This window comes from Sphingobium sp., from assembly GCF_035511395.1.
In the GTDB taxonomy this organism is placed as follows: domain Bacteria; phylum Pseudomonadota; class Alphaproteobacteria; order Sphingomonadales; family Sphingomonadaceae; genus Sphingobium.
Map to the genome: position 1 here is coordinate 1 of NZ_DATKFP010000286.1, position 18,149 is coordinate 18,149.

Here is an 18,149-nt window from a genome sequence, read left to right on the forward strand (position 1 = left end):
CAGAACTTCCTACTTATTCTGCCATCGCCAGTGCCGATCCCGCTGACGCCCACAGTCTCGCTGAACAGTTTCGGCGTGCAATTGTCATCGCTGACCGACTATGACCATTACAACAAGTCGGCCGCAGCTTTTGCGCAAGGCACCTACAAGCTGACCGACACGCTGAGCTTCACAGGCGGCATCCGCTATACCCATGACAAGAAGCATCTGGTGCAGCGTTCGCCGCTGGTTCGTGATCTCAACGCCAGCTTCAGCCGGACAAACTATGCCTTCAGCATCAACTGGCAGGCGACCCCGTCCATGCTGCTCTACGCCCGCACGGCGTCAGGATACAAGGCTGGTGGGTTCAATGCCCGGTCGATCAATTCGGGCTTCGACCCGGAATCGCTGACCTCCTACGAAACAGGGATCAAGTCGGACTGGCTCGATCGGCGACTGCGCGTCAACCTGACCGGCTTCTACGCCACCCATAGCGACTTGCAACTTCAGCAGTTCCAGGCCGGCACCGGCGGCGCGTCGAGCATTACCGTCAACGCCGGTAAAGCTCGTTATTGGGGCATGGAAGCGGAACTGACCGCAAAACCGGTCGACGCCATCACGCTGGGCGGCAATATCGGCTACACCAACCGCAAATATAAGCAGTTCCTGATCCTCGATCCCACAACCAATGAATATGTGGACGTGAAGGACAGCGCCCGCTTCATGGTCGGCGCGACCACCACGATCAGCGCCTATGCGCAATGGGACGTTGCAGAACTGTCGATCGGACGGCTGTCGGTACGCGGCGATTATGATTATCGCACGAAAATCTACTATCATCCCACGACCGTGGGTACGCCCTATAATGACCAGATCGCCGGAGCGCCACGCTCGCTGGTCAATAGCCGCATCTCGCTGACCGACATCGATCTGAACGGCGCAAAGGCGGAACTGGCGCTGTGGGGAAAGAATATCTTCGACAAGCAATATCGTCTCTACGGCATCGATTTCGGCAGCCTTGGCTTTGCCGGCAATACCTATGGTGAACCGGCGACGTATGGCGTGGATTTCCGCCTGAAGCTTTAATTATCCCGCGCTCACTTGGACATATGTAGTTCGACCGGTTTTTCCTGCGCCGTCATCAGGCAGCGGAAATGGACGTAGCTTTATACAGGCCGGTCTTGCTCTCAGGCATTATGCCCAGGCAAGACCGGCATGGACGAGGCCCAGCATGGAGCGGATCTGCGTCACATGCTGAACATAGATCGACGCGGTCTGCGTGACTCAGGCTCACTTCCGGCCGCTTCGCTCCAGCAATTGAATCTGCCGACCAAGCGGAGACTGGGTCATATTGAGCCGCGGGCGGCCCGACCGAAATGCAATTCCATTGTGAAATGGAGCTTCGAAGGTTTTCGCAGTCTCCGCCTACCCGTTCAACCAATCTGATTGAACGGCACCTTTTTGTCCGGGCGATAGTCCTGCGGCAGGCCCAACACCTTTTCGGCGATCGTATTACGCAGGATTTCATCCGTGCCGCCCGCGATCCGCGCACCGGGAACATCCAGCCATGAACTCACATGATCGAGCGTGTTCGTCGCCTCCGGATCGAGCCTTAACCCCTCCCCGCCTAGCAGGTCCATGGCGAGTTCACCCATCATCTGCCGTCGCCGTCCCAGCCGAAGCTTGCGGATCGAGCCTTCGGGGCCCGGATCCTCACCCTCCGCGATCGCCGTCAGCGCACGCCGATGGATCGAGCGCAGCCCCTGCCGTTCCACGATCGCCTCGGCCAGCGCACGCCGTATCTGGCCGTCATCGATAGCGGGACGGCCCATGATCTTCCGACTTGCGGCAAGCTTCGTGAATTCCGCCAGCGTAGGCCCGCCCAGTGCGTCGTCCGCTACCGAGTAGCGCTCGATCATCAGCGTCTCGATCGCGACGCGGAAACCCGCGCCGACCTCGCCCATGCGCTGGCTGTCCGGCACATAGACATTGTCGAAGAAGACTTCGTTGATCTCGCTCTCGCCGGACAGCTTGCGGACCGGCTTGACGGTGATCCCCGGCGACTTCATGTCGAGCCAGAAGAAGGTCAGGCCCGCATGTTTGGCCACAGTCGGGTCGGTGCGCACGACCGCGATCGCATAATCGGCATATTGCGCCCAGGTCGTCCAGAGCTTCTGGCCCTCGATGCGCCAGCCATCACCATCGGGGATCGCGCGCGAGCGCAAGGCCGCGAGGTCCGATCCCGCCGCCGGCTCCGAAAAAAGCTGGCACCAGATATGCTCGCCACGGATCGCCTTGGGCGCCAGCGTTCTGGCTATCGCCGGATCGCCATAGCGCAGCATCATCGGGACCGGCATGCCCAAGCTGACGGTGAAATAATGCGTCGGGAAATCATGTTTGAATTCCTCCTGCCCGAACAGGATTTTCTGGATTTCGGAGCCCCCGCCCCCGCCGAGTTCGCGCGGCAAGGTGATGGAAGCAAAGCCCGCTTCCGATTTCAGCCGCTGATATTCCCGCCCGAGCGCCAGATCTTCCTCCAGCGTCAGGCCCACGCGCGCCTTGTGGCCGAAACGCGGTTCCATCGAGTTGAGCCATACACGCGCCCGCGCCACATAGTCGCCAAGCGACTCCGCGCCATGGTTGGACAGGTCGTTCATCACGCGGTCTCCAATATCTGCTGCCCGTCGACTAGCAGGTCGCGCCAGAAGGGCGCGCCGCCGATCTCCAGCGCCAGGCTGCGCGCGCGGCGGTAATGATGCTGGGGTTCCGCCTCCCATGTCACGCCGATGCCGCCATGGGTCTGGACGCATTCGCGCGCGGCAAAGTCATAGGCGATCCCCGCGCCCAGACGCGCGGTGCAGGCCAGCATCAGGAAATCTTCGCCGTTCCGCTCAAGCGATTCCAGCGCATCTATGGCGCAGCCGCGCCCGATCTCCAGTTCCTGATACATGTCCGCCAGCTTGTGCTTGATCGCCTGGAATGCGCCGATCGGCTGGCCGAACACCTTGCGTTCCTGGGCATAATCCACGGAAATGCGCAGGCAGCGCTCCGTCCCGCCAATCTGTTCGTAAGCGGTAAGCGTGGCGGCCAAAGCCGCATGGTGAAGCAGCCGGTCCCAGCCGACGACGACCGGCGTTGCAGGCGCACCGTCGAAATGAAGCGTGGCGACTGCGCGGCCATTGTCGATCGCGGGCACCACTGCCCGCTCGATGCCATCGGCAGCGAGATCGACGAGATACAATCCCGGTACGTCACCATCAACCGCGCTCACCAACGCATGGGTGGCGACGGCGGCAAAGGCGGCGGGCGATTTTGCGCCCTTCAGCCTGCCGCAGGAAAAGTTGACAGCCGGTGCCAGCCCGCAATCGCCGCCCTCGGCCAGCGCCAGCGTCGCGATCGCCTTGCCCGACGCGAGTTTCCCGGCAACGTTCAGCGCGACGCCGCCTTCGACCAGCGCGGCCGCCGCCACGGAGCCTTGCATCAACGGAAGCGAGACGGTGCGCTGCCCCATTTCCTGCAACAGCGGGGCCAGCGCGCCGAAGCCCAGCCCCAGCCCGCCGCTTTCCTCGGCAATAGCGATGGCGGGCCAGCCAAGCTCGATCGCCTTGTCCCACAGCGCACGGTCGAAGGCGCCGGGCTCCTCAAGCAGATGCTTGAGGCGTTCCTGCGTCACTTCGCTGTCGAGCAGGCGGGTCGCCTGATCCACCAGCATCGTGAAAATGTCATTTTCCATCGGCAGATTCCTTCCCGGCCTTCCATCCCGTGCCGCTCTACGCACGGTCCTTCAGCAGCCCTGAGGGCTTCCAGCGCTCCGGATATTTCAGCGCATAAGTCTCGATTCTGGAGCAAACCTTGTCGAGTCCCTGCTGCTCGGCCCAGAACATCGGGCCGCCGCGATATTTGGGAAATCCGTAGCCAAAGGCATAGGTGACGTCGATGTCGGACGCGCGTTGGGCATAGCCCTCCTCGACGATCTTCGCGCCTTCGTTCACCATCGCCGCCAGGATGCGCCAGACGATCTCCTCGTCGCTGATCGCGCTGCGGGCGATGCCCTTTTCGGCGGATATCTGCTCCAGCTTCGTTTCGACGTCGGGACGCGGCGACGGCGTGCGCCCTTCATAGGCATAATAGCCCTTGCCGGTCTTCTGCCCATAATCGCCATCCTCGCAAATGCGATCCGCAATCGGGTTGTAATAGATCGACGCCATGTCCAGTTCGCCGATCGCAGCCTTGTTCCGCCGGACGCGGTAGCTGACGTCCAGCCCGGCCATGTCGCGCATCAGATAGATGCCCATCGGAAAGCCGAATTCCTTCAGCGCATTGTCGATCTGCCAGGGCGTCGCGCCCTCCATCAAAAGCAAATCCCCTTCCGCGCCGTAGCGATGCAGGATGCGGTTGCCGATGAAGCCGAAGCAGCTTCCCGCTAGCACCGGCACCTTGCCGATCGTCTTGGCGAAGTTCATCGCGGTGACGATCGTCTCCTTCGCCGCCAAGTCGCCACGCACCACCTCGACCAGTTTCATGACGTTAGCGGGCGAGAAGAAATGCAGGCCGATCACATCTCCGGGGCGGGACACGCCCTCCGCAATACTGTCGATATCCAGCGCGGATGTGTTCGTAGCAAGCACGGTTCCCGGCTTGCACACCTTGTCGAGCTTGCCGAACACGTCATGCTTGACCTCCAGGCTTTCGAACACGGCCTCGATCACCAGATCGACGTCAGCGAACGCCTCATAGTCGAGCACCGTCTCGATCCGACCCAGGGCCGCGTCGACCTTCTCCTGCGTGGTGGAACCGCGCGAGACAGACGTGTCGTAATTCTTCCTGATCCGCGCCATCCCGGCGTCGATCGCCTCCTGCGTCATGTCGAGCAGCTTCACGGTCAGGCCGGCATTGACGATGCTCATCGCAATGCCGCCACCCATGGTGCCCGCACCGATGATGCCGACCGACCTGATCTCACGCGGCTTGACGCCCTCGGTGCCGTCGACTTTGGCAGCGGCGCGCTCCGCGAAAAAGAGGTGAATGAGCGCCTCGCGCGCAGGGGACTTCAGGCAGACTTGAAACGCCTCACGCTCAAAGGCAAGGCCCTCGCGCGGCTCCAGCCGGGTCGCGGCCTCGACGCATTTGACGATCTCATGCTGGGCGACCATGCCCTTCCACTTGGCGGCATTCCTGGCGCGCACATCCTCGAAGATCTTGGGATCGACGTTGCCCACCTTGTCGCTGCGCTCGATCGCGATCGGCCATGGCCCGCCCTCCGCCGCCTTGCTTTGGACAAAGGCGATCGCCGCCTCCGTCACGTCGCCGTCCGTTACCTCGTCGACAATGCCCATTGCCTTGGCCTGCGGCGCGGCGACATGCCTGGCGTTGAGGATCATGTCGAGCGCCACCTCAGGCCCGGCAAGGCGCGTCAGTCGCTGGGTGCCGCCGCCGCCGGGCAGCAGGCCCAGATTGACCTCGACCAGCCCAACCTTGGCGCGGCTGGCGGCGATGCGGAAGGGCGCCGCCATTGCGAATTCGAAGCCGCCGCCCAGCGCATGGCCGTCGATCGCCGCGATGACCGGCTTGGCCGATCGCTCCATCTTCTCCAGTACCGTGGCGAGTTCGGGCGGTTCCTTGGGCTTGCCGAACTCGCGAATATCGGACCCAGCGATGAACCTGTCGTTCGCGCCGACGACCACGATCGCATCCACCGCCACATCGGACGCCGCCTGATCCATCCGCAGCGCCATGCCCTGGCGCACAGGCGCGCCGATTGCATTGACCGGCGGGAAGTCGATGGTGAGAAGCGCGACCCTGTCACGCACTTCATAACGGACCGCGTCCTCCGGCTTGATCGTCACGTCAGGTCTCCAGCTCAATCGATGGACGCCCGCCGCGCCCGAATATTGCTGCATCCCTGCACTGTCCTGAGACGGAAGCGAAGCCCGTGGCCGAGGACATCACAATGTCGATATGTGCGACAGGTGCCGACCCGGCGTTTCACGCCGCCGGATCAGAGCGCCGCACCATTTCGGCCCAATAATTATCGGCGCCCGCAGCCACGACCTGACGGCCAAGGGCGGCCGACCAGTGATGTTCGCCACCAAATTCGGACCGCCACGACCACAGGCGGCGCGTCAGCGACTGAAGGCCATATTCGTGGGTGAAGCCGATCGCGCCATGCGCCTGATGCGCGATGGAAGTGCCCAAGCCCGCCGCGATGTTGGCGCGCGTCTTCGCGGCCGCGACCTCGAAGACGGCATCGCCCCGATCAAGCGCCTGCGCGACACCCACCGCCGCGCTGTTCGCCGCCGCCGCCTCGCAGGCGAAGACCGCCAGCGTCTGTTGCACGGCTTGCAACTTGCCGAGCGGCTTACCGAACTGTTTGCGATCGTTGACATAGCCGACCGCCAACGCCAGCGCCGCGTCGAGCGCGCCCGCCATCTGCATCGCTCTTGCCGCCGCGCCGAGCGCGAAGATATCGCCCGGTAGCGCCGTCACCCGCGCGCCGGAGACATGCAGCCGGTCGCGCGGCTCGTCGGCGATATTTGCGTGGCTCTCGATCCCAGCACCTTCGGTCGACAGAATCATTCCCCCGCCCAAGGGCGACGGCGCGACGACGAAACCAGCGTCGCTTCCCCAGGCCGCGCCCAGCAGGGTTCCTGTGAACCGGTCCCCGTCAAGCCTGCCTTCGGCCCTTTCCGCGATCGTTCCGAAGCCCTGCCCGGCAAAGCCCGCGTCGGCGACGATCCGGGCCGCCAGCACCGCCTCCACCAGCGGCAGGGCCAGTGCATGATAGCCCGCCAGACGGAAGACGATGCCCGCATCGACCCAGCTTCCATCAAAGCCGCCCGCTTCCTCACCCAGAAGCAGGCCGGTGAAGCCCATCTCCTCGATCCGACCCCAATCGGCCGCGACCGTGGCACCGTACGACAATTCGGCGAAGAGCGATCCGGCCATGTCGGCCAGCATGGTCTGTTGTTCGTTCATCGTAGGCCAAGCCCCCTTGCAACAATGCCCCGCAGGATTTCACGAGTGCCGCCACGCAGCGAGAAACTGGGGGAAAGCTGAAGAAGCTGCGCGGTCAGCACGGCCAGTGGATCGCCGGACGAAAGGTCCAGTTCCACCAATTGCTGCACCAATGTCGGGATCGCCTGTTCGAAGCTGTTCCCCAGATCCTTGACGATCGTAGCCTCCAGCGCGGGATCCTCACCCATCGCCATGCGTCCGGCGACCGCCAGCGACATCTGGCGCAATGTCCACGCCTCGCTCGCGAATTTGCCTGCCAAAGCGATCGCGGCAGGATCACCGCTGGAACAGGCATGGCGCACGAGTTCGGTCACCAGAACCATGCTCGACAGATAGCGCTCGGGTCCAGAGCGCTCCAGCGACAACTCCGCCGTCGCCTGCGCCCAGCCATTGCCCGCTACTCCCACCAGCGCCTCGGCCGGCAGGCGGACATCCTCAAAAAAAACTTCGTTGAAATCATGCTCGCCGGTCAGGTTGATGATCGGCCGGATTGTGATGCCCGGCGTGTCGAGCGGAATGAGGAACTGACTAAGGCCCGCATTGCGTTCCGATCCGTCCTCGCTGCGGAATAGGCCGATCATGATGTGCGCGATATGGGCATTGGTCGTCCAGATCTTCTGGCCGTTGAGCAGCCAGCCGTCGCCGTCCAGTCGCGCCGACGCGCGCACGGAGGCCAAGTCGGAGCCCGCATTGGGTTCACTGAGGCCGATACAGCCATAGACCTCGCCAGCGGCGATGCCAGGCACCCAGCGCTGCCGCTGCTCCTCCGTGCCGTAGCGCAGCAGCAGCGGTGCAGTCTGACGGTCCGCGATCCAGTGCGCGCCGACCGGGGCGCCTGCCGCCAGCAGTTCCTCCAGCACGATATAGCGTTCCAGCGCGCTACGCTCATGCCCGCCATAGGCCTTGGGCCAGGTCATGCCGATCAGGCCCGCCTTGCCGAGCACGCGGCTGAATTCCGGATCGTTCACCTGCCAGCAATTGGCGCGGCGGGCAATGTCGCCGTCCGTCACATGCGCGCTGATGATATCGCGCACTTGCGTGCGCAGCGCTCCAGCGCCGGAAGGCATTTCGAAAGGTTTGATCGTGAATGTCTGCACTCAGGCATCCCCTGGCGGAACGGCTTGAAAATTGGCGTGCAGATGACCGATCCGAAAGAGCGGTGCCAGCAGAAAAGAAATTCGATCGCAACCGGGATGATTGGTCGGCATCGCGACGAATATTTTACCTGGCCGAGTACCCCCGCGCCGTAATCATCGGAGATGCGATTGGTAAGCGACGGCTTACCCGTCATAAGGTGAACCCTAACGGCACCAAGCGGACTAGCTTGGCGTAACGCTTGCGAAGAGGACCAGCAGCAGAATGGTCGACGACGACATCATTCCCGAAGGTTATGGCTACAAGCCGTCGCCCAGCGCCTATATCAACCACATGGGCAAGGTCTATCATCGGCGCTCGCAGAACGAGAGAGGCGAGGAGATCGTCTCGGCCGCGATCCGGATCGAGGACCACCATGTCAACAGTTGGGGCCTGGCGCACGGGTCGCTGATCGCGGGCATGGCAGAAATCGGCTGCGCCGGAACGGCTTATGTCGAAGGCGGACCGCCGGTCGTGGCCGTGGACATGTCCATCCAGTTCATCGGCGCTCCCAAGCTTGGCGAATTGCTCGAAGTGCATGGTTGGACGACCAAACGTACCCGCAGCCTCGTCTTCACACAGTGTCGGGCAGAGAGCGATGGCAAGATCGTCTTCACCGCCACATCGGTCCAGAAAGTCATCGGCGCCTGATATCATCGAGGGAATAAAATATGACATACATTCTTTACGAGGTCCGCGAGCGCGTCGCGATCGTGACCATCAACCGGCCGGACGCCGGCAATGCACAGAACGCGCAACTGCTTGAGGAACTGGACGGCAATTTTGCCAAGGCCGTGGCGGACGACGAGATCCGCGTCATCGTGCTGCGCACCGAGGGCAAGCATTTTTCGACCGGCCATGACATCGCGGCCGCCGTACTGGAGCAGGAGCCGTGGAAGAGCATGTTCGACGATGTCGATCGGACCGGCCTGCTGCGCATGTATGATTGGGAATCGCAGCATTATTTCGGTTATTCTCGCCGCTGGCGCGACATTCCCAAGCCCACAATCGCTTCCGTCCAGGGCGCCTGCGTCGCGGCGGGACTAATGCTGTGCTGGCCGATGGACCTGATCATCGCCGCCGATGACGCGCGCTTTTCCGATCCTGTCGCCCGCATGGGCATCGGCGGCGTGGAATATCAGGGCCACGCCTGGGAATGGGGCGCACGCAAGGCGAAGGAGATGCTCTTCACCGCCGGCTGGATGGGGGCGGAGGAGGCCCACCGCCTCGGCATGATCAACCGCATCGTGCCGCGCGCCGAACTCGACGAAGCGACTTTCGCGCTCGCCGCCCAGATCGCGCAGATGCCCCCGCACGCGATGCGCATGGCCAAGCGCGCGGTCAATGCCGTGCTTGATGCGCAGGGCCAGCACCAGGCACTCGACTTTGCCTTCCAAACTCATTCGCTGGGCCATGCCAATGCCTGGGCGACGCACCGGCATCCGACCACCGCCGGTCTTGCTGAAATGACCAAGGGTAACAAGGCGGGCGAAGGCCAGTCCTGATGGGAAAGGAAGGGCGAGCGGAATTCCGCCCGCCCTTCACCTTAGATTTGACCAATGGCCGCCTGTAACATTTTACCCTTCAGCGCGATTTGGATCACCCCGATCTTTTTCATCACATGAACATATCCCCGATTACATCACGAAAATTGTGATCCGTCCGTTCACGACTGCCCATTCTGTCCGCGAAGTCACCCCGTGGGACGCGAAGAGAGGAGAGGTATGATGATTGTCGGCAAGCCCGCCCTGCTCATCAACGAGGGCCAGAAGGGTGTGATCGACCCGGCTATCAGTTTCCTGCCAGCAATCGCAGAGCAAGTGGTCGAACGCGGCGTGGTCGACCGGATCGCCGCGCTGGCGGCCGCCTTCCGCCGGCATCGATTTCCGGTTTTCCATACGCCGGTAGTGCATCGGACCGACTATCGCGACATGAAGGCCAACTCGCTGCTCGCTGCCCGGACACTCAAGCAGCGCAAGCTGACCGAAGGCACGGTGGAGGCCAGCTATGTCGACGCCTTGACCCCGCAGTCTGGCGATATCGAGATCCGCCGTACATCCGGATTCATCGCGATGTGCGCAACGCAGGTCGACATATTGCTGCGGCGGATGGATATTTCCACGGTCGTCCTCGTCGGCGTATCGACAAACGTCGCTATCCCCGGCAATGCGATCGTGGCGTCGGACCTCGGCTATCATGTCGTCGTGCCGGAGGACTGCATTGCCGCTTCGGATGCGAGAGCTCACCAGTCTATCATCGAATATCAGCTACGCATGATCGCCCGCATGGTGAACAGCGCCGATCTGATCACGGCGCTCGACCAGCAGGTCCGGGGCTGATTCCGTTTCACCGACCGGTATAGCTTGGTGACCGCTTCTCGACGGCCGCGGCAACGGCCTCATACTGATCATCCGTCTGCTGAACGATCGCCTGCATGCCCGCCGCCAGTTCAAGCGCCGTTGGCAGGTCGAGCCTGGCGGAGTCCCGTAACAAGCGGGTGTTGAGCCGGATCGAATGGGCCGGATGACAAGTGATGCGCGCCGCCAACGCCCGCGCCTCGTCCAGCAGCATCTCGGGCGCCACGACCTTGAGCAGCAAGCCCAGTTCCAGCGCCTGCTGAGCATCGATCGTCTCGCCGGTCAGCGTCATCTCTGCCGCACGCTGCTGCCCTATGGCCCGGGTCAGGAACCAGGCGCCGCCTGCCGCCGATGTAAGGCCAAGCTTGATGAAACTTTCGGCGAACCGAGCCTTTTCCGATGCGATGCGCAACGTACACATCGTCGCGAAATCCATGCCGGCCCCTATCGCGGCGCCGTTGACGGCAGCGATGATTGGCACCTCCAAGTCGTGGATGGCTCGCGCGATCGTCTGGACGCCGTGCAAATAGGTGCGGCGCTGTTCGGCGGCATTGCCCGCGAAATGACTGGCGCGCGCATACATGTCCTTGATATTCCCGCCCGCGCAGAAGACATCGCCGGCTGCCGTCAGTATCGTGCATTTGACCGACATGTTCGCATTGATCTCGGCACAGGCCGCGACCAGTTGGCGCGTCAACGCGGGACTGAGCGCATTGCGCCTCTGGGGATCATCGATAGTCAGGATCACTAGTGGCCCGTCTCTTTCGACGTGCAGCACCGTCTGATCCTGACCCATTTCTATCGTCATCTCAATATCCTCCGGCCGAAAGCTGATCGGGCCTACCGACCTGTCCGCGACTTTTCAGCTGCAATATAGGACCTGGAAACCGGTCGGGCGCTGCGAGTATCGCGCAGACATGCCGACCAACATCCTCGTCGGTCACCCATTCGGGTGGCGCCCTGTCCCGCTTGCTCTTACCGTTGACCATCGAAACTATCATCAATTCGCGAATTTGCGCGCCGTCCGTCCGCTCGCGGGCGAGGCCGCGATAAAGCATGCGCAATCCTGCCTGCACAATCGACAGCGGTGCCATGCCCGGAAACACCCAATCCGCCGCCCCGCCGCCGATGCCGACCAGCATGCCGTGCGCGGGCAACAGCGGCAGCATCACCTTGGCCGCGTTGAAATGCGTGAGCAGATTGGCGTCGAGCAGCGAACTCATGTCCTCGCCACTCCATTGAGACAGTGGCCCTGCCCGGTTGGGCGCGTTGACGCTGATCACCACGGATTCGATCGGCCCGGCCAATTCGCTCGCCGCATTCCACAGCTCCCAGACGCCTTGCTCACTCGCCACGTCGCCGACGCAGGTCCATATTCCCGCTTGCGCAGCACCAAATAGACGATCGAGCTTTTGGGCGCTGCGGCCAGCGGCGATAACCATCCGCCCCTGCGTCCGGGCGGCGCGGACAATACCCTGGCCGACGTCACCGGTCGCCCCGATAATCAACAGCGCGCCGACCATCTTCTCAACCTTTTCCAAAATCCATACCGCCAATGCCGCTGCAACAGCAGTCAGTCCAGCGCCAAGCTGGGATCATCGAGAATGTGCGCATTGCTGCCGCCAAACAATCCAGGGAAGTTCAGTCCTGCGCGCCCTTGAGAGAAACAGATGACAGGGGCCAATTCAACAGCGGTTCCGCAATCTGGTTGCGCGCATCGGCACCGCCGCGCCGTGTCAATTCCACGGCCATATCGTGATCGCCGCTCAAAATGGCACGCAACATCTGCACACGCGAAGTCCGCCGCGCCTGCATCAGAGCTTCACGCCCCTCAAAAATCTCCCCGAAAGCGGTGATGCCGACCTGATACAAAACGCGCACCATCAAATCAACGGCCGGATTGCCGCACATTTCGCAGATATGATGGACTGCGCGGAGTTCGTCCTGCCGAAAATCGGCGACCGACTGGCCGAGCATCTCGCCTGCCTTGAAATCGTCGATCATCGCGGCAAGCCGGGCCCGCAATTCAGGATCTTCACACCGTGCGGCAAGGCCCACTGCATCGGCCATGGTGGAATCGACGGCTCCCAAAATGTCACCCAGCGTTGTCGTATGCGACCGCAAATAGGTGGCGGCGCTGGCCACCACACCTTCAAGATCGGGACTTCTGCTGAACAAGCCGCCATTCAGTCCACGCACCTTTGCAACAAGGCGCTCCGATTCGAGAATATGGACGGCCTGACGGAAAGTTGGACGGCTGATGTGGAATCGCGCCAGCAAATCCTTCTCCGTTCCCAGAAAATGCCCTTTGGGAACCGACAGCGCCAATTCCCTCAGACTTTGAACCGTCGCGTGAGTTAGACTGTTACCGGACACATCAACCACCATAATATCTCCGTTATTAATTTATAATGGCGGGAATATATGGTCAATTATCCACTTATGGCGACATGTAGTCCACGCAAAAAAGGCGACACCATTTTTTACGAAGTAATCATCATCACTTTTTGCCAAATATGTAACTTCATTCCCGCCCGCCAATACCGCAAGTTGGATTTCGACGAAGCACTCGGTTGCCTCCGACAGCAGTCCCAGATGGGAAAGTGATGATCGACGGTACGCCGGATCGTAACGATACGCTCGGCCACCACGCTCACGCTCAACCGACCATGCTGCGACCAGAGCGCGACCGCGCTGGCCAACAAACGTTGACGTGTCCGCTGGCCATTCTGCATGTCTTACGTTGCTCTTGCTTCCTGTCCATCACGCAGCATGCCCGTGCGCGACATGGCAGGAATATACCCGGACTGCCAACAAGCAGGCGCCGTTCCCACCGCATCACATATGCAATCCCAAATCGGGTGCGCGACTATTTACTTGCAACACCCTGTCTGTCGCAGAAAAAAGTGGCCTATTTAGCGGAGAACGAAAGTGACCAAACGCCAAGTGGTTGTGCGCGGCACCGGCACCATAGGAACGGCGGGCCTGCGCCTGGTGATCGAGCATCCCGATCTGGAACTTGTCGGCCTGCTCGTCCATGGCCGCGAAAAGATCGGCAAGGATGCGGGCGACATCGCGGGCACCGGCAAGACCGGCATCATCGCCACCGACGATGTTGATGCGATCCTTGCGCTCCGGCCCGATTGCCTTGCCCATTTCGGCAACAGCGCCATGCGGGAGGAAGAGGTGAATGCAGAGATCATTCCCTTTCTACAGCGCGGCGTCAACGTCGTCACCACGTCGCAGATGGACGTATTCCAGCCGCGCCATGGCCGTCAGCAATATGTGGAGCCGATCGCCCGTGCCTGCCAGGAAGGCGGCGCCTCCATCTTCAGCAGCGGGACGGAGCCGGGCTATTGCACCACTGGCTTCCCGCTCAACATCCTGTCGATCGGCGGTCGTGTGGACGAAGTACGGGTCGCTGAAATTGCCAATCTCTCCGAATATGGCGGCGTCGACAATCTGACGCTCTATGGCTTCGGGGATCCGTTGGGCAATGAACCGCCGATCTTCACCAGCCCGATCGGCCAGGCCTGGCATGCCAGCACGGTTCGCTGCTTCGCCGATTATATGGGCGTCAAGCTGGACGAGGTGACATCGACATGGGAGACGGCGGCGCTCGATTTCGACATCAAACCGCTGTTCGGGCACATTCCCGCGGGCATGACGGTGGCGACGCGCTGGAAGATGGTCGGTTATTCGGGCGGCAAGCCATTCATCACCTACACCAAGCTGGAACGGCTGCACGACGATGCCGCGCCCGATTGGGAAAAGGGATCGGTTGGCAGCGGCAATAATGTCTTCTGGCGCACTGAAATTGTCGGTGAACCCAATTATGTGGCGGAAATAGGCGTTTCCCTGATACCCAGCGTCGCCATGACCCCGGCGCACCCGGTCAATGCCATCCCGGTCGTGTGCGACGCGCCGCCGGGCATTCTTGATCCAATGCGGATGCCGCCCTTCTGGACCAGGCATCTGGGACGAGGCCTGATCCGTGCCTGAAATGAACGGGCGGGCCGGATATCAGCGGCCCGCCAGCGATACGGGGCCCAAACGGCGAAGCGCGCGATAGGCCATGATCAAGCTGCAACCACCCGCCACGATCCAGCCTGCCATGACCAGCAGGGCAATCAGCAGGCTACGGTGGCCCGCCATCGGCGCGAACAGGTCGGAGAGGAAGCCGACCAGGCTCGGCCCCAGACCGTTGCCGAGCGATCCCATCGCCAGCAGCGTGACAGCCGAGGCAAGCGCCCTGTTCTCTGGCAGGACCACATTCTGGATGGTCGCGAAGACGGCGCTGTACCAGAAGTTTGAGACGATGGTCGCAGGCAGCAGCAGCAGCAAAGCCAGCCGCCAGTCCGGCATCAGGAAAGGAAGCGTGAGCGCCAGCCCTCCGACGATGATGAAGAAACCCGGAAGCCGCACAGTCCTCGCGGGATCAAGCGAGTTTCCAGAGACATAGCCTCCCAGCACATAACCAATCGCACCGGCACCACCACTGACGAGGCCGAGCCAGAAGCCGGCCATCTCCACCGGCATCCCGTAGGTCCGCATGAAAAACGCTGCCAGCCATGTGGCGATGCCCATGGAACCACCTGTGCATAGCACCGCCGCGACCGTCAGCCAGACGAAGGCCGGATTTTGCAGGAGCGTCTTCACCGATCCGGTGAAAGGCGTGGGACGCGGCCTTTCGTCAGAGTGCATCATGCGCCGGGGTTCGAGCAGGATGAACCAGAGCAGCAGCGCAACCAGCAGGCCGGGCGCACCCATGATGAGGAAGGTCATGCGCCATCCCACGACGGATGCAAGCGCGCCCCCCGCGATCATTGCGAACAGGACGCCGAATGCGCCGCCCGCCCCGACAATGCCCAGCACACGAGCGCGCCGTTCGGGTCCAAAATAGCTCGAGACAAGCGAGTGGTTAGTCGGATGACAGCCGGATTCGCCTGCGCCCACTCCCATGCGCACCAACGCGAGCGCGGCGAAGCTGTTCACCGTCGCCATCATCATGGTCATCATCGACCAGAAACTGACAAATATCGCCAGCAGCAGCGGCCGGTCCAGCCTGTCGGCAAGGCGCGCTGCCGGAATGCTGCACCCGGCGTAGCAAATGGCGAAGAGCAGGCCGACGGCCAGGCCGATCTCGCTGTCGCTGAGCCTCAGATCCGCCTTGATCGGTTCGATCAGTACCGCGATGAGCATGCGGTCCAGCGTGTTGAAAAACACCACGACGAACAGGATGGCAACGCTGGCGATCGCGCGGGTACGTCCGACCAAATGCTGTGGAACGGTATGGGAAATGTCGTGCATGGGAACCTTCTGGGCAAGCGGGAGGAGGTGGGACAGGCATGGTTCCGTCAGCCCCGCCCCCGCGCGGCTATGTTGCCTGGGCGAAGTGGTGGAAGATCCTGTTGCAACACTACGCCAATCGGCGCGTCGCACACGAACGGCACGGCGTTAACCGGATGGATGCTGGTGAACGACATGCCTCCGGTCCGTTGCAGCACATTCTCGAAACTGGGTTCGCCCGTGATGCGAATATGATGGTTACCGCTTCGCGGCTTCATGCCGGGTGTAGGCCAGTCGAGTGCGACATCCTCGTGCAGGCGAAGTATCTTTTCATAGGTGACGAACGGCCGCCCGCCGGACATCGCCTCGACGATCCACCGAGTGCCGGCGGTGGTGCCGGGTGCCACAGTGCCGTAAGCCGCGCTGTCGAAGGGGATATCGAGCGCGGCCGTTTCCCAGCGCTGCCGGACATCGTCGATCCGGACGCCAAGATAGTCCGCGATGCCCTTCACTGTCGCGATGTGCCAGGAGGCACCCACGGGAGACGTGAACATCGACGGCAGGAAATCAAGCGGACGGGTGAAGCCATACATGTCGAGCGAGTCGCGCCCAACATATTGCTGATTGTTGGACGCTTCCACGACCGAAACATGGTCGACCCGTCCGGCGACCGACAGCAACGTAAAGAGATGCTGACCGAAGGCAAAGCCTGGTTCGGTACCAGTGAGCAGGATCGAACTGCTCCCTCGTTCACAGGCAGCTAACAGCGGATCGCGGAAGGCCGGCGCTCCATAGGTGGGATATTGCACGTCATAATGGGCAATGCTGACGACGTTGGTCCCCTGCTCCAGAAACGGCACGATATCGAGTACCGCTTCGGCATCCCTGTTGCCGGTGGTTGCATAATAAAGAAGGCAATCCGCGTGCAGCGCCAGCAGGGCTTCAATATCGTCGGTCGCCGTGATGCCAATGCTGTCCAGTCCACACAGAAGCCCGGCATCCTTTCCGACCTTATGGGATGCATGTGCGTGGACGCCTACGACTGCGATGTCAGCATGTTCTATGGCGCAACGCAGCCCTTCATGTCCGTAATATCCCGTGCCCCAAATGATCGTTCGTCTTGGGTCCGTCATGTCGCCTCTCTTCCGGCTGATCCTCTCAGGCAGTAGATCCATCAGGGGGCGCCACGCGACAAAGGCTTCAGTTTATTATTATCCTGTGCGCCATCTGACCGCCAAAGCCAGTTGCTCCCCTTTTCCTTAAGCGCTGGCAATCCGCCCGGCCGTTTTGCGCGATCTCATCCGGAATGTGATCATTCCCGACTTTCCCTTTCCAGCGCCATTCCGCCTCGATAGCAAAATAGGAACCTAATTAAGACGAGACACATATCTCGCCTCAAATGCGAGTGGATGAAGGATCCAAGGCTACCCAATCTTCCAATACAGAACGCCACATGCGTTCTGGGAGCATTCCGCTGATCGCGGTTCCTACAGTGGACGGCGCGCGGAATCGCTCGTGCTTTTGCTTGCGTCGAACGGCTCTGTTCATCACGCGAGCGCATAACCAACTTTATAAGGGAGGACGAAGTTCATGAAGAAAGCGAGCCTTTTTGCGACGGCCGCAGGCGTCGCGCTTGCGATCGCCGGCCCGGCACGCGCGCAGGCCGGCAGCTCTGATGCCGGGGCCTCTCCCGCGCAGGTCGGCAGCACCAACGGTCGGGAAGACCAGGCCATCATCGTGACGGCGCGCCGCCGGGCGGAAGATGTGTCCAAGGTGCCGATCGCGATCAGCGCCTTTTCAGGCGAGCAACTTCAGGAACGCGGCATCTCGAACACGCTCGACCTCGTCAAGATTACACCCGGCCTGAACATTCAGGGCGCGGGCGGCAAGACAAACCCCTTCATCGTCATTCGCGGCCAGTCTAAGGCGGTCACCGGCAACGGTTCGCCGGGCGTGCTGACCTATATGAACGACGTTCCGCTGCCGATCTACGGCTCGCTGATCCAGAGCTACGACATGGAGAATATCCAGGTACTGAAAGGCCCGCAGGGCACCTTGTTCGGCCGCAACTCGATCGGCGGAGCGGTGCTGACCGTCACCAAGACCCCGACCTACAATTTCGAGGGCTATGGGCTGGTCGACATCGGTCAATATGACAATCTGAACGTTGAGGGCGCGATCAACGTGCCAATCATCGAGGACAAGGTAGCCATTCGCGTGGCGACCCAGTTCGGGCGAACGAACAACAACGTCGACACCTATATTTATTCGCCCTACAGCATCAGCAACCCCAGCCCCGGCGTATACACCGCCACGCCCGGCACACTGGTCCCCTCCAAGCATGATGCCGAGGAGTTCGCACCGCAATCCTATCGC

General features: G+C 61.7%; 16 protein-coding genes. 6 read left to right on the forward strand and 10 right to left on the reverse strand.

What is annotated here, in order from left to right; translation table 11 throughout:
• A partial coding sequence (locus VMR39_RS20215) for a TonB-dependent receptor (RefSeq protein WP_325418419.1) occupies positions 1-1,065 on the forward strand: 1,065 nt, incomplete at its 5' end.
• Positions 1,066-1,412: 347 nt separating this feature from the next.
• Here VMR39_RS20215 and VMR39_RS20220 read toward each other — a convergent pair.
• The 5 genes from VMR39_RS20220 to VMR39_RS20240 form a co-directional block, all read right to left on the reverse strand.
• Complete coding sequence (locus VMR39_RS20220; RefSeq protein ID WP_325418421.1) at positions 1,413-2,636, reverse strand: acyl-CoA dehydrogenase family protein; 1,224 nt, start codon at positions 2,634-2,636, stop codon at positions 1,413-1,415.
• On the reverse strand, positions 2,636-3,712 hold the full coding sequence (locus tag VMR39_RS20225) for an acyl-CoA dehydrogenase family protein (protein ID WP_325418423.1): 1,077 nt from the start codon (positions 3,710-3,712) through the stop codon (positions 2,636-2,638). The genes VMR39_RS20220 and VMR39_RS20225 overlap by 1 nt, the downstream gene beginning before the upstream one ends.
• Before the next feature lie 37 nt (positions 3,713-3,749).
• Complete coding sequence (locus VMR39_RS20230; protein WP_325418425.1) at positions 3,750-5,825, reverse strand: 3-hydroxyacyl-CoA dehydrogenase NAD-binding domain-containing protein; 2,076 nt, start codon at positions 5,823-5,825, stop codon at positions 3,750-3,752.
• A gap of 139 nt (positions 5,826-5,964) precedes the next feature.
• Positions 5,965-6,954: an acyl-CoA dehydrogenase family protein gene (locus VMR39_RS20235; protein ID WP_325418427.1), complete on the reverse strand. Its 990-nt coding sequence runs from the start codon at positions 6,952-6,954 to the stop codon at positions 5,965-5,967.
• The gene (locus VMR39_RS20240; protein ID WP_325418429.1) at positions 6,951-8,090 is read right to left on the reverse strand and encodes an acyl-CoA dehydrogenase family protein; all 1,140 of its coding nucleotides are present in this window, start codon (positions 8,088-8,090) and stop codon (positions 6,951-6,953) included. The genes VMR39_RS20235 and VMR39_RS20240 overlap by 4 nt, the downstream gene beginning before the upstream one ends.
• A 262-nt stretch (positions 8,091-8,352) precedes the next feature.
• Here VMR39_RS20240 and VMR39_RS20245 point away from each other — a divergent pair, with 262 nt between their 5' ends.
• The 3 genes from VMR39_RS20245 (at position 8,353) to VMR39_RS20255 (ending at position 10,466) form a co-directional block, all read left to right on the forward strand.
• Positions 8,353-8,778, forward strand: coding sequence for a PaaI family thioesterase (locus VMR39_RS20245; RefSeq protein WP_325418431.1), 426 nt, complete (start codon positions 8,353-8,355; stop codon positions 8,776-8,778).
• Between the two features lie 20 nt (positions 8,779-8,798).
• Entirely contained in the window at positions 8,799-9,632 is an 834-nt protein-coding gene (locus tag VMR39_RS20250) for an enoyl-CoA hydratase (RefSeq protein WP_325418433.1), read from the forward strand.
• Between the two features lie 222 nt (positions 9,633-9,854).
• Positions 9,855-10,466 (forward strand): isochorismatase family cysteine hydrolase, encoded by a 612-nt coding sequence (locus VMR39_RS20255; RefSeq protein WP_325418435.1) that lies wholly within the window; start codon positions 9,855-9,857, stop codon positions 10,464-10,466.
• A gap of 7 nt (positions 10,467-10,473) precedes the next feature.
• Here the strand turns inward: VMR39_RS20255 and VMR39_RS20260 are convergent, their stop codons facing one another.
• The 3 genes from VMR39_RS20260 to VMR39_RS20270 all read right to left on the reverse strand — a co-directional run bounded on the left by VMR39_RS20260 (position 10,474) and on the right by VMR39_RS20270 (position 12,872).
• Entirely contained in the window at positions 10,474-11,292 is an 819-nt protein-coding gene (locus VMR39_RS20260) for an enoyl-CoA hydratase-related protein (protein WP_325418437.1), read from the reverse strand.
• A 1-nt stretch (position 11,293) separates the two neighbouring features.
• Entirely contained in the window at positions 11,294-12,025 is a 732-nt protein-coding gene (locus tag VMR39_RS20265) for an SDR family NAD(P)-dependent oxidoreductase (protein ID WP_325418439.1), read from the reverse strand.
• Positions 12,026-12,125: 100 nt separating this feature from the next.
• Entirely contained in the window at positions 12,126-12,872 is a 747-nt protein-coding gene (locus tag VMR39_RS20270) for a FadR/GntR family transcriptional regulator (protein WP_325418441.1), read from the reverse strand.
• A gap of 543 nt (positions 12,873-13,415) precedes the next feature.
• Here VMR39_RS20270 and VMR39_RS20275 point away from each other — a divergent pair.
• Complete coding sequence (locus VMR39_RS20275; RefSeq protein ID WP_325418443.1) at positions 13,416-14,486, forward strand: hypothetical protein; 1,071 nt, start codon at positions 13,416-13,418, stop codon at positions 14,484-14,486.
• A 21-nt stretch (positions 14,487-14,507) separates the two neighbouring features.
• Here VMR39_RS20275 and VMR39_RS20280 read toward each other — a convergent pair whose 3' ends face one another.
• Both VMR39_RS20280 and VMR39_RS20285 read right to left on the reverse strand, forming a co-directional pair.
• A complete protein-coding gene (locus VMR39_RS20280; protein ID WP_325418445.1) occupies positions 14,508-15,794 on the reverse strand; it encodes an MFS transporter in 1,287 nt (428 codons plus the stop codon).
• 47 nt (positions 15,795-15,841) lie between these two features.
• Positions 15,842-16,906: a hypothetical protein gene (locus VMR39_RS20285; RefSeq protein WP_325418447.1), complete on the reverse strand. Its 1,065-nt coding sequence runs from the start codon at positions 16,904-16,906 to the stop codon at positions 15,842-15,844.
• 457 nt (positions 16,907-17,363) lie between these two features.
• Here VMR39_RS20285 and VMR39_RS20290 point away from each other — a divergent pair.
• The coding region (locus VMR39_RS20290; protein ID WP_325418449.1) for a TonB-dependent receptor plug domain-containing protein at positions 17,364-18,149 on the forward strand (786 nt) is incomplete at its 3' end.